Source organism: Pseudomonas sp. MCal1 (assembly GCF_026341415.1).
Classification (GTDB): Bacteria; Pseudomonadota; Gammaproteobacteria; order Pseudomonadales; family Pseudomonadaceae; genus Aquipseudomonas.
Genome location: NZ_JAKUMP010000005.1, coordinates 115,800 through 139,543 on the forward strand (window position 1 = coordinate 115,800; position 23,744 = coordinate 139,543).

Here is a 23,744-nt window from a genome sequence, read left to right on the forward strand (position 1 = left end):
TTCAAGCTGTTAGAATCTCGCGCGGTTCGGGATGCTGCTGGCTAATAGCCTGGCTGGCAGACATCGCTCCCGAACCTGGCGACCCCAACCGTGAAGGGGCAACGCTGCCGCCGCCTGAGGAGAAAATTAGAAATGACCTTCGTCGTCACCGACAACTGCATCAAGTGCAAGTACACCGACTGCGTAGAAGTCTGTCCGGTGGACTGCTTCTACGAAGGCCCGAACTTCCTGGTCATTCACCCGGACGAGTGCATCGACTGCGCTCTGTGCGAACCGGAATGCCCGGCCGTGGCCATTTTCTCCGAGGACGAAGTTCCGGAAGAAATGCAGGAATTCATTCAGCTGAACGTAGAGCTGGCCGAGATCTGGCCGAACATTACCGAGAAAAAAGAATCGCTGCCGGATGCCGAAGAGTGGGATGGCGTCAAAGGCAAGATCAAAGACCTCGAACGCTGATCTGTTCCGCGTTTTGAAGAGAAGGCCCCTCGCGGGCCTTTTTGCTTTTTCGGATTTGGCTTTTTTCAGGCAAAAAAAGGGGCGGTTTGACCCGCCCACATTTTTTCCCTATTCCCTGTGTTCCTTTTCATCGTCCTGATGAATCGCGTCCTGCGATGTCCATTCCCCTCTTCCTTGAAGGGCGCGTCTATCCGTCGACACAACCCAGATACTAGAGATTTCGCCGATGGGCACAACTGGCCGCCAGCGTACTAATCCTTGGTCACAAGCCTTTAACATTGAAAAATAACCATATAAATCAATAGATTATGAATATAAAACGAGCGCAATAGCCTTCAGCGGCAGGGTAAAAATAACGAACACTTACGATACAGTCAGCAAAGGCTTACAAAGTAAACCTACAAGGCGGGAAAACCTCCCGCTTCCAGAGCGCAAATAAAAAGCCCCGAACCAGTCGGGGCTTTTTGCATAGCGGTCACGCGGGCGGCTTATTGGAACAGCGACTCGCTCGACAGGCCGTTTTTCTCGAGAATTTCCCGAAGGCGTTTGAGGCCTTCCACCTGGATCTGTCTCACCCGTTCCCGGGTCAGGCCGATCTCCAGGCCTACATCTTCCAGCGTGCTGCTCTCGTGGCCGCGCAAGCCGAAGCGGCGCACGACCACCTCGCGTTGCTTGTCGGTCAGTTCCGAGAGCCATTGATCAATGCTCTGCGACAGGTCGTCATCCTGCAGCAGTTCACATGGATCGGTCGGACGATCATCCGTCAGGGTGTCCAGCAGGGTTTTATCCGAATCCGGACCCAGCGAGACATCGACCGAAGAAACCCGCTCGTTCAGGCCCAGCATGCGCTTGACCTCGCCCACCGGTTTTTCCAGCAGGTTGGCGATTTCTTCGGGTGAGGGTTCGTGGTCGAGCTTTTGCGTCAGCTCCCGTGCGGCCCGCAGGTACACGTTGAGCTCCTTGACCACATGGATCGGCAACCGGATGGTCCGGGTCTGATTCATGATCGCGCGTTCGATGGTCTGACGGATCCACCAGGTCGCGTAGGTCGAGAAGCGGAAGCCACGCTCGGGATCGAACTTTTCCACCGCGCGGATCAGTCCGAGGTTGCCCTCTTCGATGAGATCCAGCAGCGACAGCCCCCGATTGACGTAACGCCGGGCGATTTTGACCACCAGCCGCAGGTTACTTTCAATCATGCGCTTGCGCCCGGCAGGGTCGCCACTTTGCGACAAGCGCGCAAAATGAACTTCTTCTTCCGGGGAGAGCAGTGGGGAAAAGCCGATTTCGTTGAGGTACAGCTGCGTGGCATCGAGTGCCCGAGTGTAATCGATGTACTTGTGTTGTTTAAGTGAAGCGGAGTGTTTGGATTTGGCACGAACGGAAGGTGGAGCAGCCCCTTCATCATTCGACATCGAATCCGAATCGATGCCGGTCTCCATCAGGAGAACCTCATCGTCGATGTCAAACTCCGGCACTTCTTTACTGAGAGCCATTGTTATAGTCCTTTGGTGAGTTCGACCCCAAGCTCAAGCGGCGCCTTTATCCTTGGCAACGCTGGAGCCTGTCCCCTCTACGTGAAGAAACAGGCTGGTCTGCAAATCAACGTCTTGGCAGGAACTGCAGCGGATCTACAGGTTTACCTTGTCGGCGAATCTCAAAATGCAGTTTCACCCGGTCTGTACCCGTTGACCCCATTTCGGCAATTGTCTGTCCGACCTTGACCTGCTGCCCCTCCCGTACCAACAGCCGACGGTTGTGTCCGTAAGCACTGACGTAGGTTTCGCTGTGTTTGATGATGACTAATTCGCCGTAGCCCCTTAAGCCACTCCCGGCGTAAACCACCGTCCCATCAGACGCAGCTAAAACAGGCTGTCCCAAATCTCCGGCGATATCAATTCCTTTATTCAAACTACCGTTTGAAGAGAATTTACCAATCAGAATGCCATTAGATGGCCATCCCCAGCCGGTCGGGGCCGGGCCCGGTGGAGGCAGTGGAGCAGGCGCGGGCTTGCTGGCGACGGACGGTACAACCGCCGTGGAAGCGGCCCCGGAACCGGTGGTTGTGGTGGTCGTCGTGCCATTTGCCTGACGCCGGATAACCGTGGTTTTGCTGGACGAAGACGCTGAAGAACCGGAGTTGCTGACGACCGCCGTCGGCGTTGAACCGGTGCGACCGTCGAAGCGAATCGTCTGACCCGGATGTATCGTGTATGGCGTAGGAATATTGTTCCGGGCGGCGAGGGCTTTGTAGTCCCAGCCGTAGCGAAAAGCGATGGAAAACAACGTATCGCCCGGACGGACTACATACTGCCCGGTCGTTACGACCGGACGCTGGGCCACCGAATTGTTGCGATCGACGACCCGGACGTTGTTCGATTTTGTGCTGGAGCAACCGACCAGCAAGGTGCTCAAGACAAGGCCAGTCACCAGGCGCTGAAAGCTCGTGTTACCCATACGCTGCGCAATGACTGTGAGACTCACCCGCCGCTCCCTTTGTGGTGGCTGAAAAATGTGGAGTGCCGATTCCGGCATGAAACTTCGCAAGTATAACGGGCGCAACCGGCTTTACCTTTATAGAAGCGCTATCGCTCGGCGCACACGTTTGCCTGTAGACGATCCATCCTGTTTAAACATTCACTGCCGCTGTAAGACAGGCACGTTCGACAGGAATTCAGCATCCTGGAACAAATGCTCAGGCCAGCGGACCGTTGAGCAATGGCACGAAACGTACCGCCCCCAAAACGTGCCGGGAGAAGCCGTTTTCTTCGCGCACGATCAGCATCAATTGCTGCACTTCACCCGAGCCGACCGGGATTACCATCCGCCCGCCCGGTGCCAGTTGATCCAGCAAAGCCTGAGGCACATCGGTCGCCACCGCAGTGACAATGATGCCGTTGTACGGCGCCAGCGCCGGCCAGCCTTCCCAGCCATCGCCCCAACGAAACACTACGTTGCGCAGGTTGAGCTCGACCAGGCGTTCCTTGGCCCGATCCTGCAGCACCTTGATGCGCTCCACCGAGAACACCCGCTCGACCAGTTGCGACAGCACCGCCGTCTGATAACCGGAACCGGTGCCGATCTCCAGTACCTTATCCAGCGGCCCGGCCTCCAGCAGCAGTTCGCTCATGCGCGCCACCATATAAGGCTGGGAAATGGTCTGGTTGTTGCCGATCGGCAGTGCGGTGTCCTCATAGGCACGGTGCGCCAGCGCTTCATCGACAAACAGGTGTCGCGGGGTCCGACGGATCACTTCCAGCACGCTGGCGTTGGAAACACCCTCTTCGTAAAGACGCTGGATCAGGCGCTCTCGGGTTCGCTGGGACGTCATCCCGATGCCGCTGCGCAGCCTGTCGTCTTGTTCACGAGCCATTAATTGAGCCCCTCCAGCCAGCCGTCGAGACTTCTGAAGGCATCATTGAAGGTGCGATCGAGCTGCAACGGAGTAATGGATACGTAACCCTGCATCACCGCATGGAAATCGGTACCCGGGCCGCCGTCTTCCGCGTCACCTGCCGCCGCAATCCAATAACCGGCCTTGCCGCGCGGGTCCACGACTTTCATCGGTGCCGCCGCACGGGCGCGATGGCCGAGACGGGTCAGTTGAATGCCGCGAATGCGATCGATCGGCAGATTAGGAATGTTCACGTTCAACACTGTGCGCGGTGGCAGATCGAGCACGGCGTGGGCTTCGACCAGTTTGCGCGCAAAGTAGGCCGCCGTAGGCAGGTTGTCGACCAGCCGCGAAACCAGCGAGAAGGCAAACGACGGGCGCTCGAGAAAGCGGCCCTCGAGGGCGGCTGCCACCGTTCCGGAATACAGCACGTCATCACCCAGGTTGGCGCCGAGGTTGATGCCCGAAACCACCATGTCCGGCACGCGTTCCAGCAAACCGTTGAGCCCCAGGTGGACGCAGTCGGTCGGCGTGCCATTGAGGCTGATAAAACCGTTGTCCAGGTATTGCGGGTGCAACGGACGGTCGAGTGTCAGCGAACTGCTGGCACCGCTCTTGTCCTGTTCCGGGGCGATAGCCACGCACTCGGTGTAATCCGCCAGCGCAGCATAAAGCGCGGCAAGACCGGGCGCAGTCACCCCATCATCGTTAGAAATCAGAATACGCATGGGCTGTCCGTCTGCCCCACCGGCACCAGATCAACGAGTTCGCGCACCAATACGGTGGCGAAGCATCCGGCCGGGAGGACGAATTCCAGTTGCAGAATGTCAGGCTCGGGATAATGCCACGTCAACCCGCCAATGGGCAGCCGCAGGATGCGACGTTCGTGGCTCATACCGGCATTAATCAACCAATCACGCAGATCCGCCTCGCGTGCGGCAATCCCCTGCTCCAGATCATGGACAACCCCGGCCGCCGGCGAGTCACCTTCGCCCCACTGCGGGCCGGTCGGGTGCAGGTCGAGAATCGCCAGACGCGGGTCACTGCACTCGGCTTCACCTGCCGGAAAAAAGCTGCGGCTGTCGGTGAACGCCAGCAGATCGCCGACCTGGGCACGTTGCCAGGTGCCATCGGCCACCCGCGCCGCGAGTACCTGATTGAACAGAAAACTGCGCGCGGTCGACAGCAGGCGCGAACGCACGTTGCGCTGCTCCGGCAGTGCCTTGCGCGCCGCCCACGAACGGGCATCGACGACATTGCCGCCATCATGGCCGAAACGCTGAGCGCCGAAGTAGTTCGGGATACCTTGTTTGGCGATCAGTTGCAGACGCTCGTCGATGGCGGCTTTGTCGCCATTGAACTGGGTCAGGCGCAAGGTGAAACCGTTGGCCGAATGCGCACCGCGTTGCAGCTTGCGCTTGTGTCGAGTGGTCTTGAGGATTTTCAGCGTATCGTTTTCCGCCGCCGACAGATCCGGATCAGCCTTGCCCGGCAGTTGCACGCTGAACCACTGACGGGTCAGCGCCTGACGATCCTTCAGGCCGGCATAGCTGACCGTACGCAATGGCACGCCGGCAGCCTTGGCGATGCGTCGTGCCGCTTCTTCGGTGTTCAGACCGCGCTTTTCCACCCAGATCCACAGGTGCTCACCATCACCGCTGAAGGGAATGTCGAGCACTTCATCGACCTGGAAATCTTCGGCGATGGCTTTCAGTACGGCGGTGCCAAGGGCGTCACCATAGGCCCGCGGGCCGAGCAGTTGCAGTTCGTTCATGCGCGCAACAACAAGGCAACGGAATGCACGGCAATGCCTTCTTCGCGACCGACGAAACCGAGCTTCTCGGTGGTGGTGGCTTTCACGTTCACTTGATCCAGTTCTACTTGCAGATCCGCGGCAATCAGCGCGCGAATCGATTCGATATGGGGGGCCATTTTGGGGGCCTGAGCAACGATGGTGTTGTCGACGTTGCCGACCTTCCAGCCTTTGGCGTGGATCAGGCTGACCACATGCCGCAGCAGCACACGACTGTCGGCGCCCTTGAATTGCGGGTCGGTGTCCGGGAAATGCTTGCCGATATCACCCAGCGCAGCCGCGCCGAGCAAGGCATCGCTCAAGGCGTGCAGCAGGACGTCACCGTCGGAGTGAGCGAGCAGCCCGAAGCCGTGTGCGATTCGCACGCCGCCCAGAGTAATGAAATCGCCTTCAGCGAAACGGTGCACATCATAGCCGTGGCCAATACGCATAAAAAAACGCCCCGAATTTTGTCAGGGCGTGATTCTACCTGCATTAACCCTTCAGAGCGCGCGCGTGATGCTGCAAGTGGTCGTCAATGAAGCTCGCAATGAAGAAATAGCTGTGGTCGTAGCCCGGTTGCAGGCGCAACGTCAGCGGATGACCCGCTTGCTTTGCCGCTTGTTGCAGGGCTTCGGGTTTGAGCTGGGTGGCGAGGAAGTCGTCGCGGTCACCCTGATCAACCAGCAAAGGCAGTTTCTCGTCCGCGTCGGCGATCAGTGCACAGGCATCCCATTCGCGCCATTTCGAACGGTCTTCGCCCAGATAGCGGCTGAACGCTTTCTGACCCCACGGGCAATCCATCGGATTGTTGATCGGCGAAAACGCTGACACCGACTGGTAACGTCCCGGATTGCGCAACGCACAGACCAGCGCACCGTGACCGCCCATGGAGTGGCCGCTGATGCTGCGCTTGTCCGAGGCCGGGAAATGCGCTTCAACCAGTGAAGGCAATTCCTGCACGACATAGTCATGCATCCGATAGTGACGCGACCATGGTTCCTGCGTGGCATTCAGATAGAACCCGGCACCGAGACCGAAATCCCAGGCCCCGTCGGGATCACCCGGTACATCCGGGCCACGCGGGCTGGTGTCCGGCGCCACGATGATCAGGCCAAGCTCGGCCGCCATGCGCATCGCGCCGGCTTTCTGCATGAAGTTCTCGTCCGTGCAGGTCAGGCCCGACAGCCAGTACAGCACCGGCAACTTGCCGCCCTGCTCTGCCTGCGGCGGCAGGTACACGGCGAACACCATGTCGCAGCCCAGCACCTCGGAGCGATGCCGATAGCGTTTGTGCCAGCCGCCGAAACTTTTCTGACAGGAGATGTTTTCCAGACTCATGTAGGACTCCTACGCAACCACGGCTGCACACTGGCAACCGTGGCATCGCGATTGATCAGAAATGAATGACGGTACGGATGCTCTTGCCTTCGTGCATCAGGTCGAAGGCCTTGTTGATGTCTTCCAGGCCCATGGTGTGGGTGATGAAGGTGTCCAGCGGGATTTCGCCGCTCTGTGCCATGTCGACATAGCTTGGCAATTCGGTACGGCCACGCACGCCGCCGAACGCCGAACCGCGCCAGACGCGACCGGTCACCAACTGGAATGGACGGGTGGCGATTTCCTGGCCAGCACCGGCCACGCCGATGATCACCGACTCGCCCCAGCCTTTATGACAGCACTCGAGGGCTGCGCGCATCAGTTGCACGTTGCCGATGCATTCGAAGGAGAAGTCGACGCCGCCATCGGTCATGTCGACGATCACTTCCTGGATCGGACGATCGAAGTCTTTCGGGTTCACGCAGTCGGTGGCACCCAGTTGCCTGGCGATTTCGAACTTGGCCGGGTTGATGTCGATGGCGATGATGCGCGAAGCCTTGGCCTTCACTGCACCAATCACCGCCGACAGACCGATACCGCCGAGACCGAAGATGGCCACGGTGTCGCCCGGTTTGACCTTGGCGGTGTTGATCACCGCACCGATCCCGGTGGTCACGCCGCAACCGAGCAGGCAGACCTTTTCCAGCGGCGCATCCTTGGAGATCTTGGCCACGGAGATTTCCGGCAGCACGATGTACTCGGAGAACGTCGAGGTACCCATGTAGTGGAAAATCGTTTGACCCTTGTAGGAAAAGCGCGAAGTGCCGTCCGGCATCAGGCCCTTGCCCTGGGTGGTGCGAATGGCCTGACACAGGTTGGTCTTGCCCGACTTGCAGAACTTGCACTGACCGCATTCCGGGGTGTACAGCGGAATGACGTGGTCGCCGACGGCCACGGAAGTCACGCCTTCGCCGATCGCTTCAACGATGGCGCCACCCTCGTGGCCGAGGATCGACGGGAAGATACCTTCCGGGTCAGCACCGGACAGGGTGTAAGCGTCAGTGTGGCAAACCCCGGAAGCCACCACGCGCAGCAACACTTCACCGGCCTTGGGCATGGCGACATCGACTTCTACGATTTCCAGCGGCTTCTTGGCCTCGAAGGCAACGGCGGCGCGCGACTTGATCATGCTGACTCTCCAGTGAATCCATTGAATAAAAACCAGACAAGGAGTGTAGTCCAGCGCCGCTTGATGAATAATCCGGGCAAAAGCAAAACATTATTGCCATACAGGGATAATCCCGATGTCTGAAAACCGCTGGGAAGGCATCGACGAGTTCGTCGCCGTTGCCGAATGCAGCCAATTCACCGCGGCTGCCGAACGCCTGGGCGTTTCTTCCTCGCACATCAGTCGACAAATCGTACGACTGGAAGAGCGTTTGCAGACGCGACTGCTGTACCGCAGCACCCGGCGCGTCACACTGACCGAAGCCGGCCAGACCTTTCTGCAACATTGTCAGCGCCTGCAGGACGGTCGCGAAGAAGCGTTGCGCGCAGTCGGCGACCTGACCAGCGAACCCAAAGGCATGCTGCGTATGACCTGCGCCGTGGCGTATGGCGAACGCTTCATCGTGCCGCTGGTGACCCGGTTCATGGGGCATTACCCGCAATTGCGCATCGACATTGAACTGACCAACCGCCAACTCGATCTGGTGCACGAAGGCCTGGACCTGGCGATCCGCCTCGGTCGTCTTCAGGATTCCCGGCTGGTGGCGACCCGACTGGCACCGCGGCGCATGTATTTGTGTGCGTCGCCCTCCTACCTGGAACGGTACGGGCGCCCACACAGCCTGTCGGAACTAGGGCGACACAATTGCCTGATCGGCAGCTCGGACATCTGGCAGCTTGAACAAAACGGGCGGGAATTTTCCCAACGGGTGCAGGGAAACTGGCGCTGCAACAGTGGGCAAGCAGTGCTGGATGCAGCCTTACAAGGCGTCGGATTGTGTCAGCTGCCGGACTATTACGTGCTGGAACATCTGCACAGCGGTGCGTTGATTTCTTTGTTGGAGGCGCATCAACCGCCGAATACGGCAGTGTGGGCGTTGTATCCACAGCAGCGGCACTTGTCGCCCAAGGTGCGCAAGCTGGTGGATTTTCTCAAGGAAGGTTTGGCCGAACGGCCGGAGTACCGGATTTAACGACGATTGGCCCAGCGCTGGCGCAACCATTCGAGATCTTCGGGGCGGGTGACTTTCAGATTATCCGCTCGGCCTTCGATCAGGCGCGGCGCCAACCCGGCCCACTCCATCGCCGAAGCTTCATCGGTGATGACTGCATTCGCCACCAGACTGTCAGCCAAAGCCCGGTGTAAGGCACCGAGTCGGAACATCTGCGGCGTATAGGCTTGCCAGATCACGCTGCGATCCACGGTTTCCAACACTCGACCGTGTTTGTCGACCCGTTTCAGGGTGTCCTTCGCCGGCACGGCCAGCAAGCCGCCGACCGGATCGTTTGCCAGTTCAGCGAGCAGTTTGTCGAGATCGTCACGGCTCAGATTGGGCCGTGCCGCATCGTGCACCAGCACCCAATCCTCATCGTCGGCACCTTGGGCATGCAGATGAAGCAAGGCATTGAGTACCGAGCCGGAACGTTCGGCTCCACCGTCGACCCGCTGAATTCGCGGATCGCTGGCGCTGGCCAGGTTCGGCCAGTAAGGGTCATCGACGGCAAGACTGACCACCAGCCCCTTGAGGCTCGGGTGATCGAGGAAACAGCCGAGGCTGTGTTCGAGAATTGTGCGCCCGCCCAGTTGCAGATATTGCTTGGGACGGTCCGCGGCCATACGGGCACCGATGCCCGCGGCAGGAATCACGGCCCAGAAGGCCGGCAGGGAATCGATCATTGGGCCAACTGGTAAAGGGTTTCGCCGTCCTTGACCATGCCCAGTTCGTGACGAGCCCGCTCTTCAACGGTCTCCATGCCTTTCTTCAACTCGCTGACTTCAGCGTCCATCACCCGGTTGCGCTCCAGCAAGGCTTCGTTCTCGGCGTGCTGTTCAGCAATCTGCTGATTCAGTTCGGCGACTTGCGCCAGACTGCCATTGCCCACCCACAGGCGGTACTGCAGACCGGCCAGCAGCAAGAGCAAGACGAGAAACAACCAGTAAGGACTGCGCATCGAATATCAGGTATCCAGTGAAAAAAGACAGCCACGTCAAAACTTTGAAGCATCTGATAGCACGAAGCCTGGAATATCCAGGCTTGTGCATATAAGGCATCAGATTAGTGGCAAATCCATCGCTGTCACGACTTTTCCGACACAATCCGGTGTCTTTCTATCATTTACTGCTCAGCCGCGAAACTCGCTGCGACCGTTGTACTTGGCCTTGCCATTCAACTGCTCTTCGATACGCAGCAGTTGGTTGTACTTGGAAACGCGGTCGGAACGGCACAGAGAGCCGGTCTTGATCTGGCCAGCCGAAGTACCCACGGCCAGGTCGGCGATGGTCGAATCTTCGGTTTCGCCCGAACGGTGCGAGATCACGGCGGTGTAACCGGCAGCCTTGGCCATCTGGATGGCTTCCAGGGTTTCGGTCAGGGTGCCGATCTGGTTGAACTTGATCAGGATCGAGTTGGCGATCTTCTTGTCGATGCCTTCTTTCAGGATCTTGGTGTTGGTCACGAACAGGTCGTCGCCAACCAGTTGGGTCTTGGCGCCGATCTTGTCGGTGAGGATCTTCCAGCCAGCCCAATCGGACTCGTCCAGACCGTCTTCGATCGAGATGATCGGGTAACGTTCAGTCAGACCTTTGAGGTAGTCGGCGAAACCTTCAGCGGTGAACACCTGGCCTTCGCCGGACAGGTTGTACTTGCCGTCTTCGAAGAACTCGCTGGCCGCGCAGTCCAGAGCCAGTGTCACGTCGGTGCCCAGCTTGTAACCAGCGTTGGCAACGGCTTCGGAAATCACTTTCAGCGCGTCTTCGTTGGAAGCCAGGTTCGGCGCGAAACCGCCTTCGTCACCCACGGCAGTGCTCAGGCCACGGGCCTTCAGAACGGCTTTCAGGTGATGGAAAATCTCGGTGCCCATGCGCAGGCCTTCCGAGAAAGACTTGGCGCCGACCGGCTGAACCATGAATTCCTGGATGTCGACGTTGTTGTCGGCATGTTCGCCACCGTTGATGATGTTCATCATCGGAACCGGCATCGAGTAAACGCCCGGGGTGCCGTTCAGGTTGGCGATGTGAGCGTACAGCGGCAGGTCCTGATCCTGTGCAGCTGCCTTGGCCGCCGCCAGGGAGACGGCGAGGATGGCGTTGGCGCCCAAGGTCGCTTTGTTATCAGTACCGTCCAGCTTGATCATCGCGTGATCCAGGGCTTTCTGGTCGCTTGGGTCGGTGCCCAGCAGCAGATCGCGGATCGGACCGTTGATGTTGGCTACCGCCTTGAGCACGCCCTTGCCCAGATAACGGCTCTTGTCGCCATCACGCAGCTCGAGTGCTTCACGCGAGCCAGTGGATGCACCGGACGGCGCGCAGGCGCTGCCGATGATGCCGTTGTCGAGAAGCACGTCCGCTTCCACGGTGGGATTGCCACGGGAGTCGAGAACTTCACGACCTTTGATGTCGACGATTTTTGCCATTGTTGTAAACACTCCAAAGTTGACGAAAACGACGCAGCTAGAGGAAATCTTTTTACCGTCGGCAAGTGTTGTGCAACGGGCAGCTTGCAGACGACAACGCTCATACCCGAGGGCATGAGCGACAAATCGTGCGGTACTTTACCGGAGAATTGAGGTTTACGCGGTTTCTACCGTCGGAAAACTCTTCACCAGTTCGTCCAGGGCTTTGAGCTGGGCCAGGAATGGCTCCAGTTTGTCCAGACGCAAGGCGCAAGGGCCGTCGCATTTGGCGTTGTCCGGATCCGGGTGCGCCTCAAGGAACAGGCCCGCCAGCGACTGGCTCATGCCAGCCTTGGCCAGGTCGGTGACCTGGGCGCGGCGACCGCCGGCGGAGTCGGAACGACCGCCCGGCATCTGCAGCGAATGGGTCACGTCGAAGAATACCGGGTACTCGAACTGCTTCATGATGCCGAAGCCGAGCATGTCGACCACGAGGTTGTTGTAGCCGAAGCTCGAACCGCGCTCGCAGAGGATCAACTGATCGTTACCCGCTTCCACGCACTTGTTCAGGATGTGTTTCATTTCCTGAGGTGCGAGGAACTGGGCTTTCTTGATGTTGATGACGGCATTGGTCTTGGCCATCGCGACAACCAGATCGGTCTGGCGCGACAGAAAGGCCGGCAGCTGGATGATGTCGCAGACCTCGGCGACAACCGCGGCCTGGTCAGGCTCGTGGACGTCGGTGATGATCGGCACGCCGAAGGCTTGTTTGATGTCCTGGAAGATGCGCATACCCTCTTCCAGGCCAGGACCGCGATAGGAGGTCACAGAAGAACGGTTGGCCTTGTCGAAACTGGCCTTGAACACGTAAGGGATACCGAGTTTTTCGGTGACCCTCACATACTCTTCGCAAACCTGCATGGCCATGTCACGGCTTTCCAGCACGTTCATGCCACCGAACAGCACCATGGGCTTGTCGTTGGCAATCTCGATGTCGCCGACGCGGATGATTTTCTGTGCCATCGGGGTTACGCCTTCTTCTGGTGTTGAGCCAATGCTGCTTTGACGAAGCCGCTGAACAGCGGATGGCCATCGCGTGGCGTCGAGGTGAACTCTGGGTGGAACTGGCAAGCGACGAACCATGGATGATCCGGTGCTTCGACCACTTCAACCAGCGCGGCATCGGAAGAACGACCGGAAATCTTCAGGCCGGCCTCGATGATCTGCGGCAGCAGGTTGTTGTTCACTTCGTAACGGTGACGGTGACGCTCGACAATCACATCCTTGCCGTAGCAGTCGTGCACCTTGGAGCCGGGTTCGAGCAGGCATTCCTGAGCGCCGAGGCGCATGGTGCCGCCCAGGTCGGACGCTTCGGTACGCACTTCAACGGCGCCGGTGGCGTCTTCCCACTCGGTGATCAGACCGACAACCGGATGGCCGCTGGCGCGATCGAACTCGGTGGAGTTGGCATCTTTCCAGCCCAGCACGTTACGGGCGAACTCGATGACCGCCACTTGCATGCCCAGGCAAATACCCAGGTACGGAACCTTGTTTTCGCGAGCGTACTGAACGGCAGTGATCTTGCCTTCCACGCCACGCAGACCGAAGCCGCCCGGAACGAGGATCGCGTCGACGCCTTCCAGCAGCGCGGTGCCCTGGTTCTCGATGTCTTCGGAATCGATGTAGCGCAGGTTGACCTTGGTACGGTTGGTGATGCCGGCGTGACTCATCGCTTCGATCAGCGACTTGTAGGCGTCCAGCAGTTCCATGTACTTGCCGACCATCGCGATGGTGACTTCGTGCTCTGGATTGAGCTTGGCATCGACGACCTTTTCCCACTCGGACAAGTCGGCGCCGTTGCATTGCAGGCCGAATCGCTCGACGACGAAATCGTCCAGACCCTGAGCGTGCAGCACGGCCGGGATCTTGTAGATGGTATCGACGTCTTCCAGGGAGATCACCGCACGTTCTTCAACGTTGGTGAACAACGCGATCTTGCGACGCGACGACACATCCACCGGATGGTCGGAACGGCAGATCAGCACGTCTGGCTGCAGACCGATCGAACGCAGCTCTTTTACCGAGTGCTGGGTTGGCTTGGTCTTGGTTTCGCCAGCGGTGGCGATGTACGGAACCAGGGTCAGGTGCATCAGCATCGCGCGCTTGGAACCGACTTCCACACGCAACTGGCGAATGGCTTCGAGGAACGGTTGCGATTCGATGTCGCCAACGGTACCGCCGATTTCCACCAGGGCCACGTCGGCATCGCCGGCACCCTTGATGATGCGACGCTTGATTTCGTCGGTGATGTGCGGAATCACCTGGATGGTTGCACCCAGGTAGTCACCACGGCGCTCTTTGCGCAGCACGTGCTCGTAGACACGGCCGGTGGTGAAGTTGTTGTTCTGGGTCATGGTCGTGCGGATGAACCGCTCGTAGTGGCCCAGGTCCAGGTCGGTCTCGGCGCCGTCGTGGGTGACGAACACTTCACCGTGCTGGAACGGGCTCATGGTGCCCGGGTCGACGTTGATGTACGGATCCAGCTTCAGCATGGTGACCTTAAGCCCCCGCGCCTCCAGGATGGCCGCCAATGAAGCCGATGCAATGCCTTTCCCCAAAGAAGAAACAACACCGCCCGTGACGAATATGTAGCGCGTCATGAAAAACCCTAGAAGTCTGCGTTAAAGCGGTCCGAGCCGCCGGGGAAAGCGAAGGAAGGCCGAAGCCCCCGATCACCTGCATTAATCACAGTGCACCTTTCAAAAAAACCGCCGCGTTGGGACAGACCGGAAGTGGAAACACCGGTACGTTGCTCGCTACACATTTTTTGGAATCGCCCAGCAAAGACTGCTTGGTAATCGGCAACTCCTGCAATTCAGGCGAATCCACAGAAGTTGTATCAAGAAGGGAGCGTAGTCTACCGGAATGCCCCCTTCATCTCAAACCTTGATCTTCGTCCGAAGGCTGCCAATGCAATCGCCAGCCTTGCAGCGCACTGCCGTCGAGCCCCGGCAGGTTCGCCACGGCGAGCAATTCTTCATCGCGAAACAGCAGCGGCAATCTGCCACGCACGAAACCCGGCACCGCGCGCTCATTGAGCAGGCGCTTGAGATCGCGATGACCGCGCCCTGCCAGATCCATCACCTCGCCGCCCTGACGGTAGCGGATTTGCAGCGGCCCCACGGGAGTCTGGCCGATGAACATGACATGCCCGTTATGGGGCAAGCGTAGCGCTGACGACAGGTCGTGCCAGCTGCCGCTGACCACCGGCGTACGCAACCATTGCCCGCTGAGCCACCACAGACGACCGACGCTTCGATGCAGCTCGCCATCCGCCAGACGCCACACCGGAGCGGCATCGTTACCGGCATCGCGCAGGTCGATCCAACCCGACCAATGGTCGGTATCCGGCAGTCGGGTCAGCGGCTCAAGCCAGTGACTGAGAGCGTTTCGTTGACGGGCATCGGACAAGCCCGCGATCGCCGCAAACTCCAGTGATGGCAATCCTGACCACTCGAAACCACCGGGCATGCTCGCTTGAGCCAGATCGATTTGCGCCAGCTCATCGAGCAAGCCTTGCGCCTCACGCAGATGCGCCGCACTGCGGGCCATGCTGGCGTGAGCCTGAGGCCAGCGACCAGCCAGCAGCGGCATGACCTGGTGGCGCAGGTAGTTGCGCGAAAACTGTCGATCCTGATTCGACGGATCCTCGACCCAGAGCAGGCCATGGTCCTGTGCGTAGGCTTGCAGCTCTGAACGCGTGACGTCGAGCAACGGCCGAACCAGACTGCCCTGCCCCAGCGCTCGCGTGGCCGGCATTCCGGACAGCCCGCGCACACCGGCGCCACGCAGCAGGCGGAACAACAGCGTTTCGGCCTGATCGTCGCGGTGCTGGCCCGTCATCAAGACATCATTGATCCGAGTCGCCGAAGTGAATGCCGCATAACGAGCATCCCGCGCCGCACGCTCAAGGCTGGCGCCCTTTTGCACAGTCACGTGAACAATCTGCAATGGAATGCCCAAGGCATCACAGACAGCCTGGCAATGCGCCGGCCACGCATCGGCCGCGGCCTGAAGACCGTGATGAACATGGATTGCGCGTAGCGGCGGAAGGGATTCGGATTTGGCGAGAGTTGCCAGAAGGTGCAGCAGGACGGTGGAGTCGAGGCCGCCCGAGAAAGCGATACGCCAATGAGCCGCATCGAGCCAGGGCGTGAGACTGCGCAGAAGCCTGGAAGGCAAATCAATCGAGGGCTGACCCATTTATCTACCTTTTCACAAACCAAATGTGGGAGCGGGCTTGCTCGCGAAAGCGGTGAAACAGCCAACACAGTTGTTGAATGTTACATCGCATTCGCGGGCAAGCCCGCTCCCACAGTGTTTTGCATTGTCAGCCAAAATGGCGTTCGATCAGAGGCCGTAGCTCATCAGACGATCGTAACGACGCTTGAGCAGCGCTTCGTTGTCGAACTTCTTCAGCATCGCCAGTTGCGAGCTCAGCTCGGCGCGGATCGATGCGGCGGCCGCAGCCGGGTCGCGGTGAGCGCCGCCCAGAGGCTCGCTGATCACTTTGTCGACAATGCCCAGGCCTTTCAGACGCTCGGCGGTGATACCCATCGCTTCAGCAGCATCCGGCGCCTTCTCTGCGGTTTTCCACAGAATCGAAGCGCAACCTTCCGGCGAAATCACCGCGTAGGTCGAGTACTGCAGCATGTTCAACTGGTCGCACACGCCGATCGCCAGTGCGCCGCCCGAACCACCTTCACCAATCACGGTGGCGATGATCGGGGTTTTCAGACGAGCCATGACGCGCAGGTTCCAGGCGATCGCTTCGCTCTGGTTGCGCTCTTCGGCGTCGATCCCTGGGTAGGCGCCCGGGGTGTCGATGAAGGTCAGGATCGGCATCTTGAAACGCTCGGCCATTTCCATCAGGCGGCAAGCCTTGCGGTAGCCTTCCGGTCGCGGCATGCCGAAGTTGCGGCGTACCTTTTCACGCACTTCACGGCCCTTCTGGTGACCGATCACCATCACTGGCTGGTCTTCCAGACGTGCCACGCCGCCCACAATGGCTGCGTCGTCGGAGAAGTGACGGTCACCGTGCAGTTCGTCGAACTCGGTGAAGATGTGGTCGATGTAGTCCAGGGTGTAAGGACGTTTCGGGTGACGCGCCAGACGTGCGATCTGCCAGCTGGTCAGCTTGCCGAAGATGTCTTCGGTCAGCGTCTTGCTCTTGTCCTGCAGGCGGGAGATCTCATCGCCGATATTCAGCGAATTGTCATTACCGACCAAGCGCAACTCTTCGATCTTGGCTTGCAGGTCGGCGATCGGCTGTTCGAAATCTAGAAAATTCGGGTTCATAGGCGTCCGTCTTGGGTCGTGTCCCAAATGAGCTTGGGCCGGCCGGTTGTCTATTCGCGCCCTACCTTAAGGGAGAGGCGCGCTGAGGTCGAGATTAAAAATTCAGGTTGTGGGCAGGCGCTTTGATGGCACCTGCCGGTCAACGGTATTGGAGGAAGACGTTGTCTCGCCCGAACTGGTCACGCAGGGCTTGAATCAAGGCATCCGCCGGGTCGATCCGCCAGGTCTCGCCAAACTGCAGCAAGGTCTTCGCATCGGGACTGGTGTATTCCATGGTGATCGGGCACGCCCCGCGATGACGCTTGAGCAAATCACCCAACCAGCGTAGCTGATCGCCTTTAAGATCCTGGGTCTGCAACTTCAGGCGCAGACTCTCGGCGAGGTTGGTGCGCGCATCTTCCATGCTCATCACCCGCTTGACCCGCAGCCGCAGGCCACCGGAGAAGTCATCGTTGCTGACCTCACCTTCGACCACCACCATCGCATCGGTCTGAAGCAGCGATTGCGCGGAGTGAAACGCATCGGCGAACAGCGACGCCTCGATCCGCCCGGAGCGGTCGTCGAGGGTGATGAAGCCCATCTTGTCGCCCTTTTTGTTCTTCATCACCCGCAGGGCAATGATCATCCCCGCCACGGTCTGGGTGTCGCGGGCCGGTTTCAGGTCGATGATGCGCTGACGGGCAAACCGGCGGATTTCACCTTCGTATTCGTCGATCGGATGGCCGGTCAGGTACAGGCCAAGAGTGTCCTTTTCACCCTTGAGGCGTTCCTTGAGGGTCAACTCCTTGGCCTTGCGATGCAGCGCGTAAACGTCTGCGTCTTCCTCGACGAACAACCCGCCAAACAGGTCGGCATGACCACTGTCTCGGGTGCGCGCAGTCTGTTCGGCCGACTTGATGGCTTCTTCCATCGCCGCCAGCAAGACCGCGCGATTGCGGTCGATATTGGCCTGATAAGCCTTTTGCTCGTCATGGAAGAACGGACCGAGGCGATCCAGCGCGCCGCTGCGGATCAGACCGTCCAGCGTGCGCTTGTTGATGCGTTTGAGGTCGACCCGGGCGCAGAAGTCGAACAGATCCTTGAACGGACCGGCCTGACGGGCCTCGGTGATCGCCTCCACCGGGCCTTCGCCGACGCCTTTGATTGCGCCCAGACCATACACGATGCGGCCTTCGTCGTTCACCGTGAACTTGAACTCCGAAGTGTTCACGTCCGGCGCGTCGAGCCGCAGCTTCATCGTGCGCACTTCCTCGATCAAGGTCACGACCTTGTCGGTGTTGTGCATATCCGCCGACAGTACCGCAGCCATGAACGGCGCCGGGTAGTGAGCCTTCAGCCAGGCAGTCTGGTACGACACAAGACCGTAGGCGGCGGAGTGGGATTTGTTGAAGCCGTAACCGGCGAATTTCTCTACCAGGTCGAAAATGTTACCGGCCAGATCCGCGTCGATGTTGTTCTTCGCGCAACCCTCGATGAAACCGCCGCGTTGCTTGGCCATTTCCTCAGGTTTCTTTTTACCCATCGCCCGACGCAGCATGTCCGCACCACCGAGGGTGTAACCGGCCATGACCTGGGCGATCTGCATCACCTGTTCCTGATACAGGATGATGCCGTACGTCGGCGCCAGCACCGGTTGCAGGCCTTCGTACTGGTAATCCGGGTGTGGGTACGCCAGTTCCGCGCGACCGTGCTTACGGTTGATGAAGTCATCCACCATGCCCGATTGCAGCGGGCCCGGACGGAACAGGGCCACCAGTGCGATCAGGTCTTCGAGGCAGTCGGGCTTGAGCTTTTTGATCAGCTCTTTCATGCCACGGGATTCAAGCTGGAACACCGCGGTGGTTTCAGCTTTTTGCAGCAGCTGATAAGTCGGCTTGTCATCGAGCGGGATAAACGCGATGTCCAGCGGTGGCTCGTTGACCTTGGCGCGGTCGCGGTTGATGGTCTTGAGCGCCCAGTCGATGATCGTCAGGGTCCGCAAGCCGAGGAAGTCGAACTTCACCAGACCCGCTGCCTCGACGTCGTCCTTGTCGAACTGGGTTACCAGACCGTCGCCGGCCTCGTCGCAATAGATCGGCGAGAAGTCGGTCAGTTTGGTCGGCGCGATCACCACACCACCGGCGTGCTTACCGACGTTACGCACCACACCTTCGAGCTTGCGTGCCATTTCCCAGATTTCCGCCGCTTCTTCATCGACCTTGATGAAGTCGCGCAGGATTTCTTCCTGTTCGTAGGCCTTTTCCAGGGTCATGCCGACTTCGAACGGAATCATCTTCGACAGGCGATCCGCCAGGCCGAACGACTTGCCCTGGGCCCGCGCAACGTCGCGGACCACAGCCTTCGCCGCCATGGAACCGAAAGTGATGATCTGGCTTACAGCGTTGCGACCGTATTTTTCGGCCACGTAATCGATCACCCGGTCGCGACCATCCATGCAGAAGTCGACGTCGAAGTCGGGCATCGATACCCGTTCCGGGTTGAGGAAACGTTCGAACAGCAGGTCATATTCCAACGGGTCGAGGTCGGTGATCTTCTGTACATAGGCCACCAGCGATCCGGCACCCGACCCCCGGCCCGGCCCCACCGGCACGCCGTTGTTCTTGGCCCACTGGATAAAGTCCATCACGATCAGGAAATAACCGGGGAACCCCATCTGGATGATGATATCCAGCTCGAAATTCAGCCGGTCGACGTAGACCTGACGCTTGGCCTCGTAATCTTCGGTGGTGTCCTTGGGCAGCAGCACGCTGAGGCGCTCTTCCAGACCATCGAACGACACCTTGCGGAAATACTCGTCGATGGTCATGCCATCGGGGATCGGGTAGTCAGGCAGGAAGTGCTTGCCCAGCTTCACGTCGATGTTGCAGCGCTTGGCGATCTCGACGGTGTTTTCCACCGCATCCGGCAGGTCGCTGAACAGCTCGGCCATTTCCTCGGCGCTTTTCAGATACTGCTGGTCGCTGTAGTTCTTTGAACGGCGCGGATCGTCGAGGGCCCGGCCTTCGCCGATGCAGACGCGGGTTTCGTGAGCCTCGAAATCCTCCTGCTTGATGAACCGCACATCGTTGGTGGCGACCAGCGGAGCACCGAGCTTGTCGGCCAGGGCGACGGCGCCGTGCAGCTGTTCTTCATCGTTCGGACGGTTGGTGCGCTGGACTTCCAGATAAAAACGATCCGGGAACACCGCCATCCATTCGCGCGTCAGGGTTTCGGCCTCGGCGGGATTGCCGCCGATCATGGCCATGCCGATCTCGCCCTCTTTGGCGGCGGACAGCATGATCAGGCCTTCGTTGGCCTCGGCGACCCATTCGCGCTCGATGATGATCATGCCGTTGCGCTGACCTTCGATGAAGCCACGGGAAATCAGCTCGGTCAGGTTGCGATAGCCCTGGGCATTCATGACCAGCAGGCTGATGCGGCTCAGCGGACCATCGGGGTCCTTGTTCGACAGCCACAGGTCGGCGCCGCAGATCGGCTTGATCCCGGCGCCCATGGTGTTTTTATAGAACTTGACCAGCGAACACATGTTGTTCTGATCGGTCACCGCAACGGCCGGCATGCCCATGCTGGTCAAGGCCTTGACCAGCGGCTTGATCCGCACCAGCCCGTCGACCAGGGAGTATTCAGTGTGCAGGCGTAGATGAACGAATGAAGCCGGCATAGTGATCCTGTCCAGTTACATAGAGACAACAAGGCCCGGATTGTACCGGGCCTCGAATAAAACATCAGCCTCGCCGCTAAACCGGCGTCAGGCCTTCCAGCGCTTCATAAGCCTGCCGAACCGGGGCAAAAGAACGCCGATGAATCGGCGTCGGCCCCAAACGCACCAGCGCTTCCAGATGAACGGGCGTCGGGTAACCTTTGTGGCCACCGATGCCGTAACCCGGATAGATCAATTCGAACGCCGTCATCTCGCGATCGCGACTGACCTTGGCCAGAATCGAGGCCGCGGCGATGGCCGGGACCTTGCTGTCGCCCTTGACCACCGCTTCGGAACGCATCGGCAGTTTCGGGCAGCGATTGCCATCGATCATCGCCAGTTTCGGCTGGATGTGCAGGCCGGCGACCGCGCGCTGCATCGCCAGCATGGTGGCATGAAGGATGTTCAGTTCGTCGATCTCTTCGACTTCGGCGCGGGCGATGCACCAGCTCAAAGCCTTCTCGCAGATTTCGTCGTAAAGCTTTTCGCGCTTGGCTTCGGTGAGTTTTTTCGAGTCGTTGAGACCGAGAATCGGGCGGCTCGGGTCGAGGATCACCGCCGCCGTGACGACCGCACCGCACAACGGGCCGCGACCGACTTCGTCGACACCGGCCACCAGTTCTTCGACTTCGGCGACCAAGGTGAAATCCAGGCCCATCTGCATGCTTGTCTTGCTCATCGTGTTTGCCCGATCAGGTTCAGAACGGCGTCAGCCGCCTGATTGGAAGCGTCCAGGCGCAGAGTGCGATGGATCTCGTCGAAGCCACGAGTCTGCTCTTCGCCACCGTCGATCAACGGCGACAGGGTCTGGGCAAGCGCTTCGACCGTCGCATCATCCTGCAACAATTCCGGGACCAGCAATCGCTGAGCCAGCAGGTTCGGCAGGGACACGTACGGACTCTTGACCATGCGTTTGAGAATCCAGAACGTCAGGGGCGCAAGCCGGTAGGCCACGACCATCGGACGCTTGTACAGCAGCGCTTCCAGGGTTGCCGTACCCGACGCGATCAGTACCGCATTGCAAGCTGCCAAGGCCAGATGGGATTTGCCATCGAGCAGGGTCACCGGCAGATCGCGACCGGCCAGCAGCTCTTCGAGCTGGGCACGACGCTCGGGGTTGGCGCACGGTATGACGAAACGCACGCCGGGACGCATGGCACGCAGACGTTGGGCGGTATCGAGGAACAGCGCACCCAGACGACTGACTTCGCCGCCCCGACTGCCGGGCATCAAAGCCACCAGCGGACCGTCCGGCAGACCGAGTTCGGCACGCGCCGCGCTGCGATCGGCCTCCAGTGGAATGGTGTCGGCCAGCGTATGGCCGACGAACCGCACCGGCACGCCCTTCTCTTCGTAGAATCTGGCTTCGAATGGAAGCAGCGTGAGCATCAGGTCGCAGCCTTCGCGGATCTTCAGGACCCGCTTCTGCCGCCATGCCCACACCGAAGGGCTGACGTAGTGCACGGTCTTGATCCCGGCCTGACGCAGCTTGAGTTCGATATTGAGGTTGAAGTCCGGCGCATCGATGCCGATGAATACATCCGGTTTTTCAGCGATAAGCGTCGCGATCAGGTCCTTGCGGCGCTTGAGCAGTTCACGCAGCCGCCCCAGGACTTCCACCAGCCCCATGACCGACAAACGCTCCATCGGAAAATAGGAGGTCAGGCCCTCGGCCTGCATCAACGGACCGCCGACACCGATGAACTCCACCGCAGGATGCTGTGCCTTGAGGGCGCGCATCAGCCCGGCGCCCAGAATGTCACCGGAAGCCTCCCCCGCCACCAGCGCAATACGCAGATTGGCCATGGTCAGCGGGTGATGCCGCGAGTCGACGACTGGATGGAGTCACGGAACATCGCGACTTCCGGGAACTGGGCAGAGGGTTCGGCCAGTTCGGCCAGCGCCTGTTCGACTGTCAGACCCTGGCGATACACGGTTTTGTACGCGCGGCGCAGAGCGTGAATGGCGTCTTCGCTGAAACCGCGACGGCGCATGCCCTCGAAGTTCATGCTGCGCGCTTCGGCCGGGTTGCCAAATACGGTGACGAACGCTGGTACATCCTTGCCGATCGCAGTGCCCATGCCGGAAAAGCTGTGGGCGCCGATATGGCAATACTGATGCACCAGGGTGAAACCGGACAGAATCGCCCAGTCAGCGACGTGCACATGGCCGGCCAGCGCGGTGTTGTTGACCAGGATGCAGTGATTGCCGATGACGCTGTCATGGCCGATGTGGGCATAGGCCATGATCAGGTTGTGATCGCCCAGGGTCGTTTCGGACCGATCCTGAACGGTGCCACGGTGAATCGTCACGCCTTCGCGGATGACGTTGTGGTCACCAATCACCAGGCGGGTTTCTTCGCCCTTGTATTTCAGGTCCGGCGTGTCTTCGCCTACCGAGGAAAACTGGTAGATGCGGTTGTGCTTGCCGATACGGGTCGGACCTTTGAGGATCACGTGTGGCCCGATGACCGTTCCCTCGCCGATTTCCACACCTGCACCGATGATCGACCACGGGCCGACCTCGACGCCATCAGCCAGGACGGCCGACGGATCGATGATTGCGCGAGGGTCAATCAAACTCATAGCTTGCGTTCCGCACAGATGATTTCAGCCGAGCAGACCGGCTTGCCATCGACCGAAGCCTGGCATTCGAACTTCCAGATCTGACGCTTGCAACTGATGAACTTGGCTTCGAGGATCAACTGATCGCCCGGCAGCACTGGCTGGCGGAAGCGCAGTTTGTCGGAACCGACGAAGTAGTAGAGGGTGCCGTCGGCGGGTTTCACGTCAAGCATCTTGAAACCAAGGATCCCGGCAGCCTGAGCCATGGCTTCGATGATCAGCACGCCCGGCATGATCGGGTGCGCAGGGAAGTGACCATTGAAGAACGGTTCGTTGATGCTGACATTCTTGTAGGCGCGAATGCGCTTGCCTTCCGTATCCAGCTCCACTACCCGGTCCACCAGCAGGAACGGGTAACGGTGAGGCAGGTATTCGCGAATCTCGTTGATGTCCATCATTTCGGGGGGAAGCCTATGTAAAGATTGGGAGCGCGACTGACGCGCACTCCTCTAGCAAATCAAGGAGGCAGTCCAGAGGCTG

General features: G+C 59.6%; 22 protein-coding genes. 2 read left to right on the forward strand and 20 right to left on the reverse strand.

Translation table 11 applies throughout. The annotated features are described in order from the left end of the window. Nucleotides 1-132: 132 nt before the first annotated feature. A complete protein-coding gene (gene fdxA, locus MKZ87_RS10505) occupies nt 133-456 on the forward strand; it encodes a ferredoxin FdxA (protein WP_007908827.1) in 324 nt (107 codons plus the stop codon). A gap of 488 nt (nt 457-944) precedes the next feature. Here the strand turns inward: fdxA and rpoS are convergent, their stop codons facing one another. From rpoS to MKZ87_RS10545, 8 genes are all read right to left on the reverse strand, one after another. Continuing rightward, nucleotides 945-1,952 carry an RNA polymerase sigma factor RpoS gene (rpoS, locus tag MKZ87_RS10510; protein ID WP_007954831.1) on the reverse strand — a complete coding sequence of 336 codons (1,008 nt, stop codon included), beginning with the start codon at nt 1,950-1,952 and terminating at the stop codon, nt 945-947. Nucleotides 1,953-2,058: 106 nt separating this feature from the next. After that, a complete protein-coding gene (locus MKZ87_RS10515) occupies nt 2,059-2,940 on the reverse strand; it encodes a peptidoglycan DD-metalloendopeptidase family protein (protein ID WP_085702595.1) in 882 nt (293 codons plus the stop codon). A 211-nt stretch (nt 2,941-3,151) separates the two neighbouring features. Next, a complete protein-coding gene (locus MKZ87_RS10520) occupies nt 3,152-3,787 on the reverse strand; it encodes a protein-L-isoaspartate(D-aspartate) O-methyltransferase (RefSeq protein WP_170844894.1) in 636 nt (211 codons plus the stop codon). 41 nt (nt 3,788-3,828) lie between these two features. Next, nucleotides 3,829-4,578 (reverse strand): 5'/3'-nucleotidase SurE, encoded by a 750-nt coding sequence (gene surE / locus MKZ87_RS10525; RefSeq protein WP_085702594.1) that lies wholly within the window; start codon nt 4,576-4,578, stop codon nt 3,829-3,831. Further along, the gene (truD, locus tag MKZ87_RS10530; protein ID WP_011332702.1) at nt 4,566-5,624 is read right to left on the reverse strand and encodes a tRNA pseudouridine(13) synthase TruD; all 1,059 of its coding nucleotides are present in this window, start codon (nt 5,622-5,624) and stop codon (nt 4,566-4,568) included. The genes surE and truD overlap by 13 nt, the downstream gene beginning before the upstream one ends. After that, on the reverse strand, nt 5,621-6,094 hold the full coding sequence (gene ispF / locus MKZ87_RS10535; protein ID WP_085702593.1) for a 2-C-methyl-D-erythritol 2,4-cyclodiphosphate synthase: 474 nt from the start codon (nt 6,092-6,094) through the stop codon (nt 5,621-5,623). The genes truD and ispF overlap by 4 nt, the downstream gene beginning before the upstream one ends. 43 nt (nt 6,095-6,137) lie before the next feature. Further along, nucleotides 6,138-6,983 (reverse strand): S-formylglutathione hydrolase, encoded by an 846-nt coding sequence (fghA, locus tag MKZ87_RS10540; protein ID WP_085697344.1) that lies wholly within the window; start codon nt 6,981-6,983, stop codon nt 6,138-6,140. Between the two features lie 55 nt (nt 6,984-7,038). Further along, complete coding sequence (locus MKZ87_RS10545) at nt 7,039-8,151, reverse strand: S-(hydroxymethyl)glutathione dehydrogenase/class III alcohol dehydrogenase (protein ID WP_085702592.1); 1,113 nt, start codon at nt 8,149-8,151, stop codon at nt 7,039-7,041. 115 nt (nt 8,152-8,266) lie between these two features. Between MKZ87_RS10545 and MKZ87_RS10550 the strand changes: the two genes are divergently transcribed. After that, entirely contained in the window at nt 8,267-9,163 is an 897-nt protein-coding gene (locus tag MKZ87_RS10550) for a LysR substrate-binding domain-containing protein (protein WP_007954817.1), read from the forward strand. On the opposite strand, the gene ispD is transcribed toward MKZ87_RS10550, so the two are convergent. The 12 genes from ispD to fabZ all read right to left on the reverse strand — a co-directional run bounded on the left by ispD (nt 9,160) and on the right by fabZ (nt 23,662). Next, nucleotides 9,160-9,867 (reverse strand): 2-C-methyl-D-erythritol 4-phosphate cytidylyltransferase, encoded by a 708-nt coding sequence (gene ispD / locus MKZ87_RS10555; protein WP_085702591.1) that lies wholly within the window; start codon nt 9,865-9,867, stop codon nt 9,160-9,162. The two genes, MKZ87_RS10550 and ispD, sit on opposite strands and share 4 nt — an antisense overlap. Continuing rightward, complete coding sequence (ftsB, locus tag MKZ87_RS10560) at nt 9,864-10,142, reverse strand: cell division protein FtsB (protein ID WP_085697341.1); 279 nt, start codon at nt 10,140-10,142, stop codon at nt 9,864-9,866. Before ftsB ends, ispD begins: the two co-directional genes overlap by 4 nt. Nucleotides 10,143-10,313: 171 nt before the next feature. After that, entirely contained in the window at nt 10,314-11,603 is a 1,290-nt protein-coding gene (gene eno / locus MKZ87_RS10565) for a phosphopyruvate hydratase (protein WP_085702590.1), read from the reverse strand. A 156-nt stretch (nt 11,604-11,759) separates the two neighbouring features. Continuing rightward, the gene (gene kdsA, locus MKZ87_RS10570) at nt 11,760-12,605 is read right to left on the reverse strand and encodes a 3-deoxy-8-phosphooctulonate synthase (RefSeq protein WP_085697339.1); all 846 of its coding nucleotides are present in this window, start codon (nt 12,603-12,605) and stop codon (nt 11,760-11,762) included. Nucleotides 12,606-12,610: 5 nt separating this feature from the next. Beyond that, nucleotides 12,611-14,242 carry a CTP synthase gene (locus MKZ87_RS10575; RefSeq protein ID WP_085697338.1) on the reverse strand — a complete coding sequence of 544 codons (1,632 nt, stop codon included), beginning with the start codon at nt 14,240-14,242 and terminating at the stop codon, nt 12,611-12,613. 274 nt (nt 14,243-14,516) lie between these two features. Continuing rightward, complete coding sequence (gene tilS / locus MKZ87_RS10580; RefSeq protein ID WP_085702589.1) at nt 14,517-15,845, reverse strand: tRNA lysidine(34) synthetase TilS; 1,329 nt, start codon at nt 15,843-15,845, stop codon at nt 14,517-14,519. A gap of 147 nt (nt 15,846-15,992) precedes the next feature. After that, on the reverse strand, nt 15,993-16,940 hold the full coding sequence (locus MKZ87_RS10585) for an acetyl-CoA carboxylase carboxyltransferase subunit alpha (RefSeq protein ID WP_064379018.1): 948 nt from the start codon (nt 16,938-16,940) through the stop codon (nt 15,993-15,995). Nucleotides 16,941-17,079: 139 nt separating this feature from the next. After that, nucleotides 17,080-20,601, reverse strand: a complete 3,522-nt coding sequence (gene dnaE / locus MKZ87_RS10590) for a DNA polymerase III subunit alpha (RefSeq protein WP_085702588.1) — start codon at nt 20,599-20,601, stop codon at nt 17,080-17,082. Nucleotides 20,602-20,677: 76 nt separating this feature from the next. Further along, complete coding sequence (rnhB, locus tag MKZ87_RS10595) at nt 20,678-21,304, reverse strand: ribonuclease HII (RefSeq protein ID WP_139834830.1); 627 nt, start codon at nt 21,302-21,304, stop codon at nt 20,678-20,680. A gap of 11 nt (nt 21,305-21,315) precedes the next feature. Beyond that, nucleotides 21,316-22,446, reverse strand: a complete 1,131-nt coding sequence (gene lpxB / locus MKZ87_RS10600; RefSeq protein WP_085697334.1) for a lipid-A-disaccharide synthase — start codon at nt 22,444-22,446, stop codon at nt 21,316-21,318. 2 nt (nt 22,447-22,448) lie between these two features. Then, nucleotides 22,449-23,225, reverse strand: a complete 777-nt coding sequence (gene lpxA, locus MKZ87_RS10605; protein WP_085697333.1) for an acyl-ACP--UDP-N-acetylglucosamine O-acyltransferase — start codon at nt 23,223-23,225, stop codon at nt 22,449-22,451. Then, the gene (fabZ, locus tag MKZ87_RS10610; RefSeq protein WP_003222142.1) at nt 23,222-23,662 is read right to left on the reverse strand and encodes a 3-hydroxyacyl-ACP dehydratase FabZ; all 441 of its coding nucleotides are present in this window, start codon (nt 23,660-23,662) and stop codon (nt 23,222-23,224) included. The genes lpxA and fabZ overlap by 4 nt, the downstream gene beginning before the upstream one ends. Nucleotides 23,663-23,744: the final 82 nt, after the last annotated feature.

Coding starts and splice junctions, on each gene's coding strand:
- fdxA (WP_007908827.1), top strand. CDS start 133: ATGACCTTCGTCGTCACCGACAACTGCATCAAGTGCAAGTACACCGAC.
- rpoS (WP_007954831.1), bottom strand. CDS start 1,952: ATGGCTCTCAGTAAAGAAGTGCCGGAGTTTGACATCGACGATGAGGTT.
- MKZ87_RS10520 (WP_170844894.1), bottom strand. CDS start 3,787: ATGACGTCCCAGCGAACCCGAGAGCGCCTGATCCAGCGTCTTTACGAA.
- surE (WP_085702594.1), bottom strand. CDS start 4,578: ATGCGTATTCTGATTTCTAACGATGATGGGGTGACTGCGCCCGGTCTT.
- truD (WP_011332702.1), bottom strand. CDS start 5,624: ATGAACGAACTGCAACTGCTCGGCCCGCGGGCCTATGGTGACGCCCTT.
- ispF (WP_085702593.1), bottom strand. CDS start 6,094: ATGCGTATTGGCCACGGCTATGATGTGCACCGTTTCGCTGAAGGCGAT.
- fghA (WP_085697344.1), bottom strand. CDS start 6,983: ATGAGTCTGGAAAACATCTCCTGTCAGAAAAGTTTCGGCGGCTGGCAC.
- MKZ87_RS10545 (WP_085702592.1), bottom strand. CDS start 8,151: ATGATCAAGTCGCGCGCCGCCGTTGCCTTCGAGGCCAAGAAGCCGCTG.
- MKZ87_RS10550 (WP_007954817.1), top strand. CDS start 8,267: ATGTCTGAAAACCGCTGGGAAGGCATCGACGAGTTCGTCGCCGTTGCC.
- ispD (WP_085702591.1), bottom strand. CDS start 9,867: ATGATCGATTCCCTGCCGGCCTTCTGGGCCGTGATTCCTGCCGCGGGC.
- ftsB (WP_085697341.1), bottom strand. CDS start 10,142: ATGCGCAGTCCTTACTGGTTGTTTCTCGTCTTGCTCTTGCTGCTGGCC.
- eno (WP_085702590.1), bottom strand. CDS start 11,603: ATGGCAAAAATCGTCGACATCAAAGGTCGTGAAGTTCTCGACTCCCGT.
- kdsA (WP_085697339.1), bottom strand. CDS start 12,605: ATGGCACAGAAAATCATCCGCGTCGGCGACATCGAGATTGCCAACGAC.
- MKZ87_RS10575 (WP_085697338.1), bottom strand. CDS start 14,242: ATGACGCGCTACATATTCGTCACGGGCGGTGTTGTTTCTTCTTTGGGG.
- tilS (WP_085702589.1), bottom strand. CDS start 15,845: ATGGGTCAGCCCTCGATTGATTTGCCTTCCAGGCTTCTGCGCAGTCTC.
- MKZ87_RS10585 (WP_064379018.1), bottom strand. CDS start 16,940: ATGAACCCGAATTTTCTAGATTTCGAACAGCCGATCGCCGACCTGCAA.
- dnaE (WP_085702588.1), bottom strand. CDS start 20,601: ATGCCGGCTTCATTCGTTCATCTACGCCTGCACACTGAATACTCCCTG.
- rnhB (WP_139834830.1), bottom strand. CDS start 21,304: ATGCAGATGGGCCTGGATTTCACCTTGGTCGCCGAAGTCGAAGAACTG.
- lpxB (WP_085697334.1), bottom strand. CDS start 22,446: ATGGCCAATCTGCGTATTGCGCTGGTGGCGGGGGAGGCTTCCGGTGAC.
- lpxA (WP_085697333.1), bottom strand. CDS start 23,225: ATGAGTTTGATTGACCCTCGCGCAATCATCGATCCGTCGGCCGTCCTG.
- fabZ (WP_003222142.1), bottom strand. CDS start 23,662: ATGATGGACATCAACGAGATTCGCGAATACCTGCCTCACCGTTACCCG.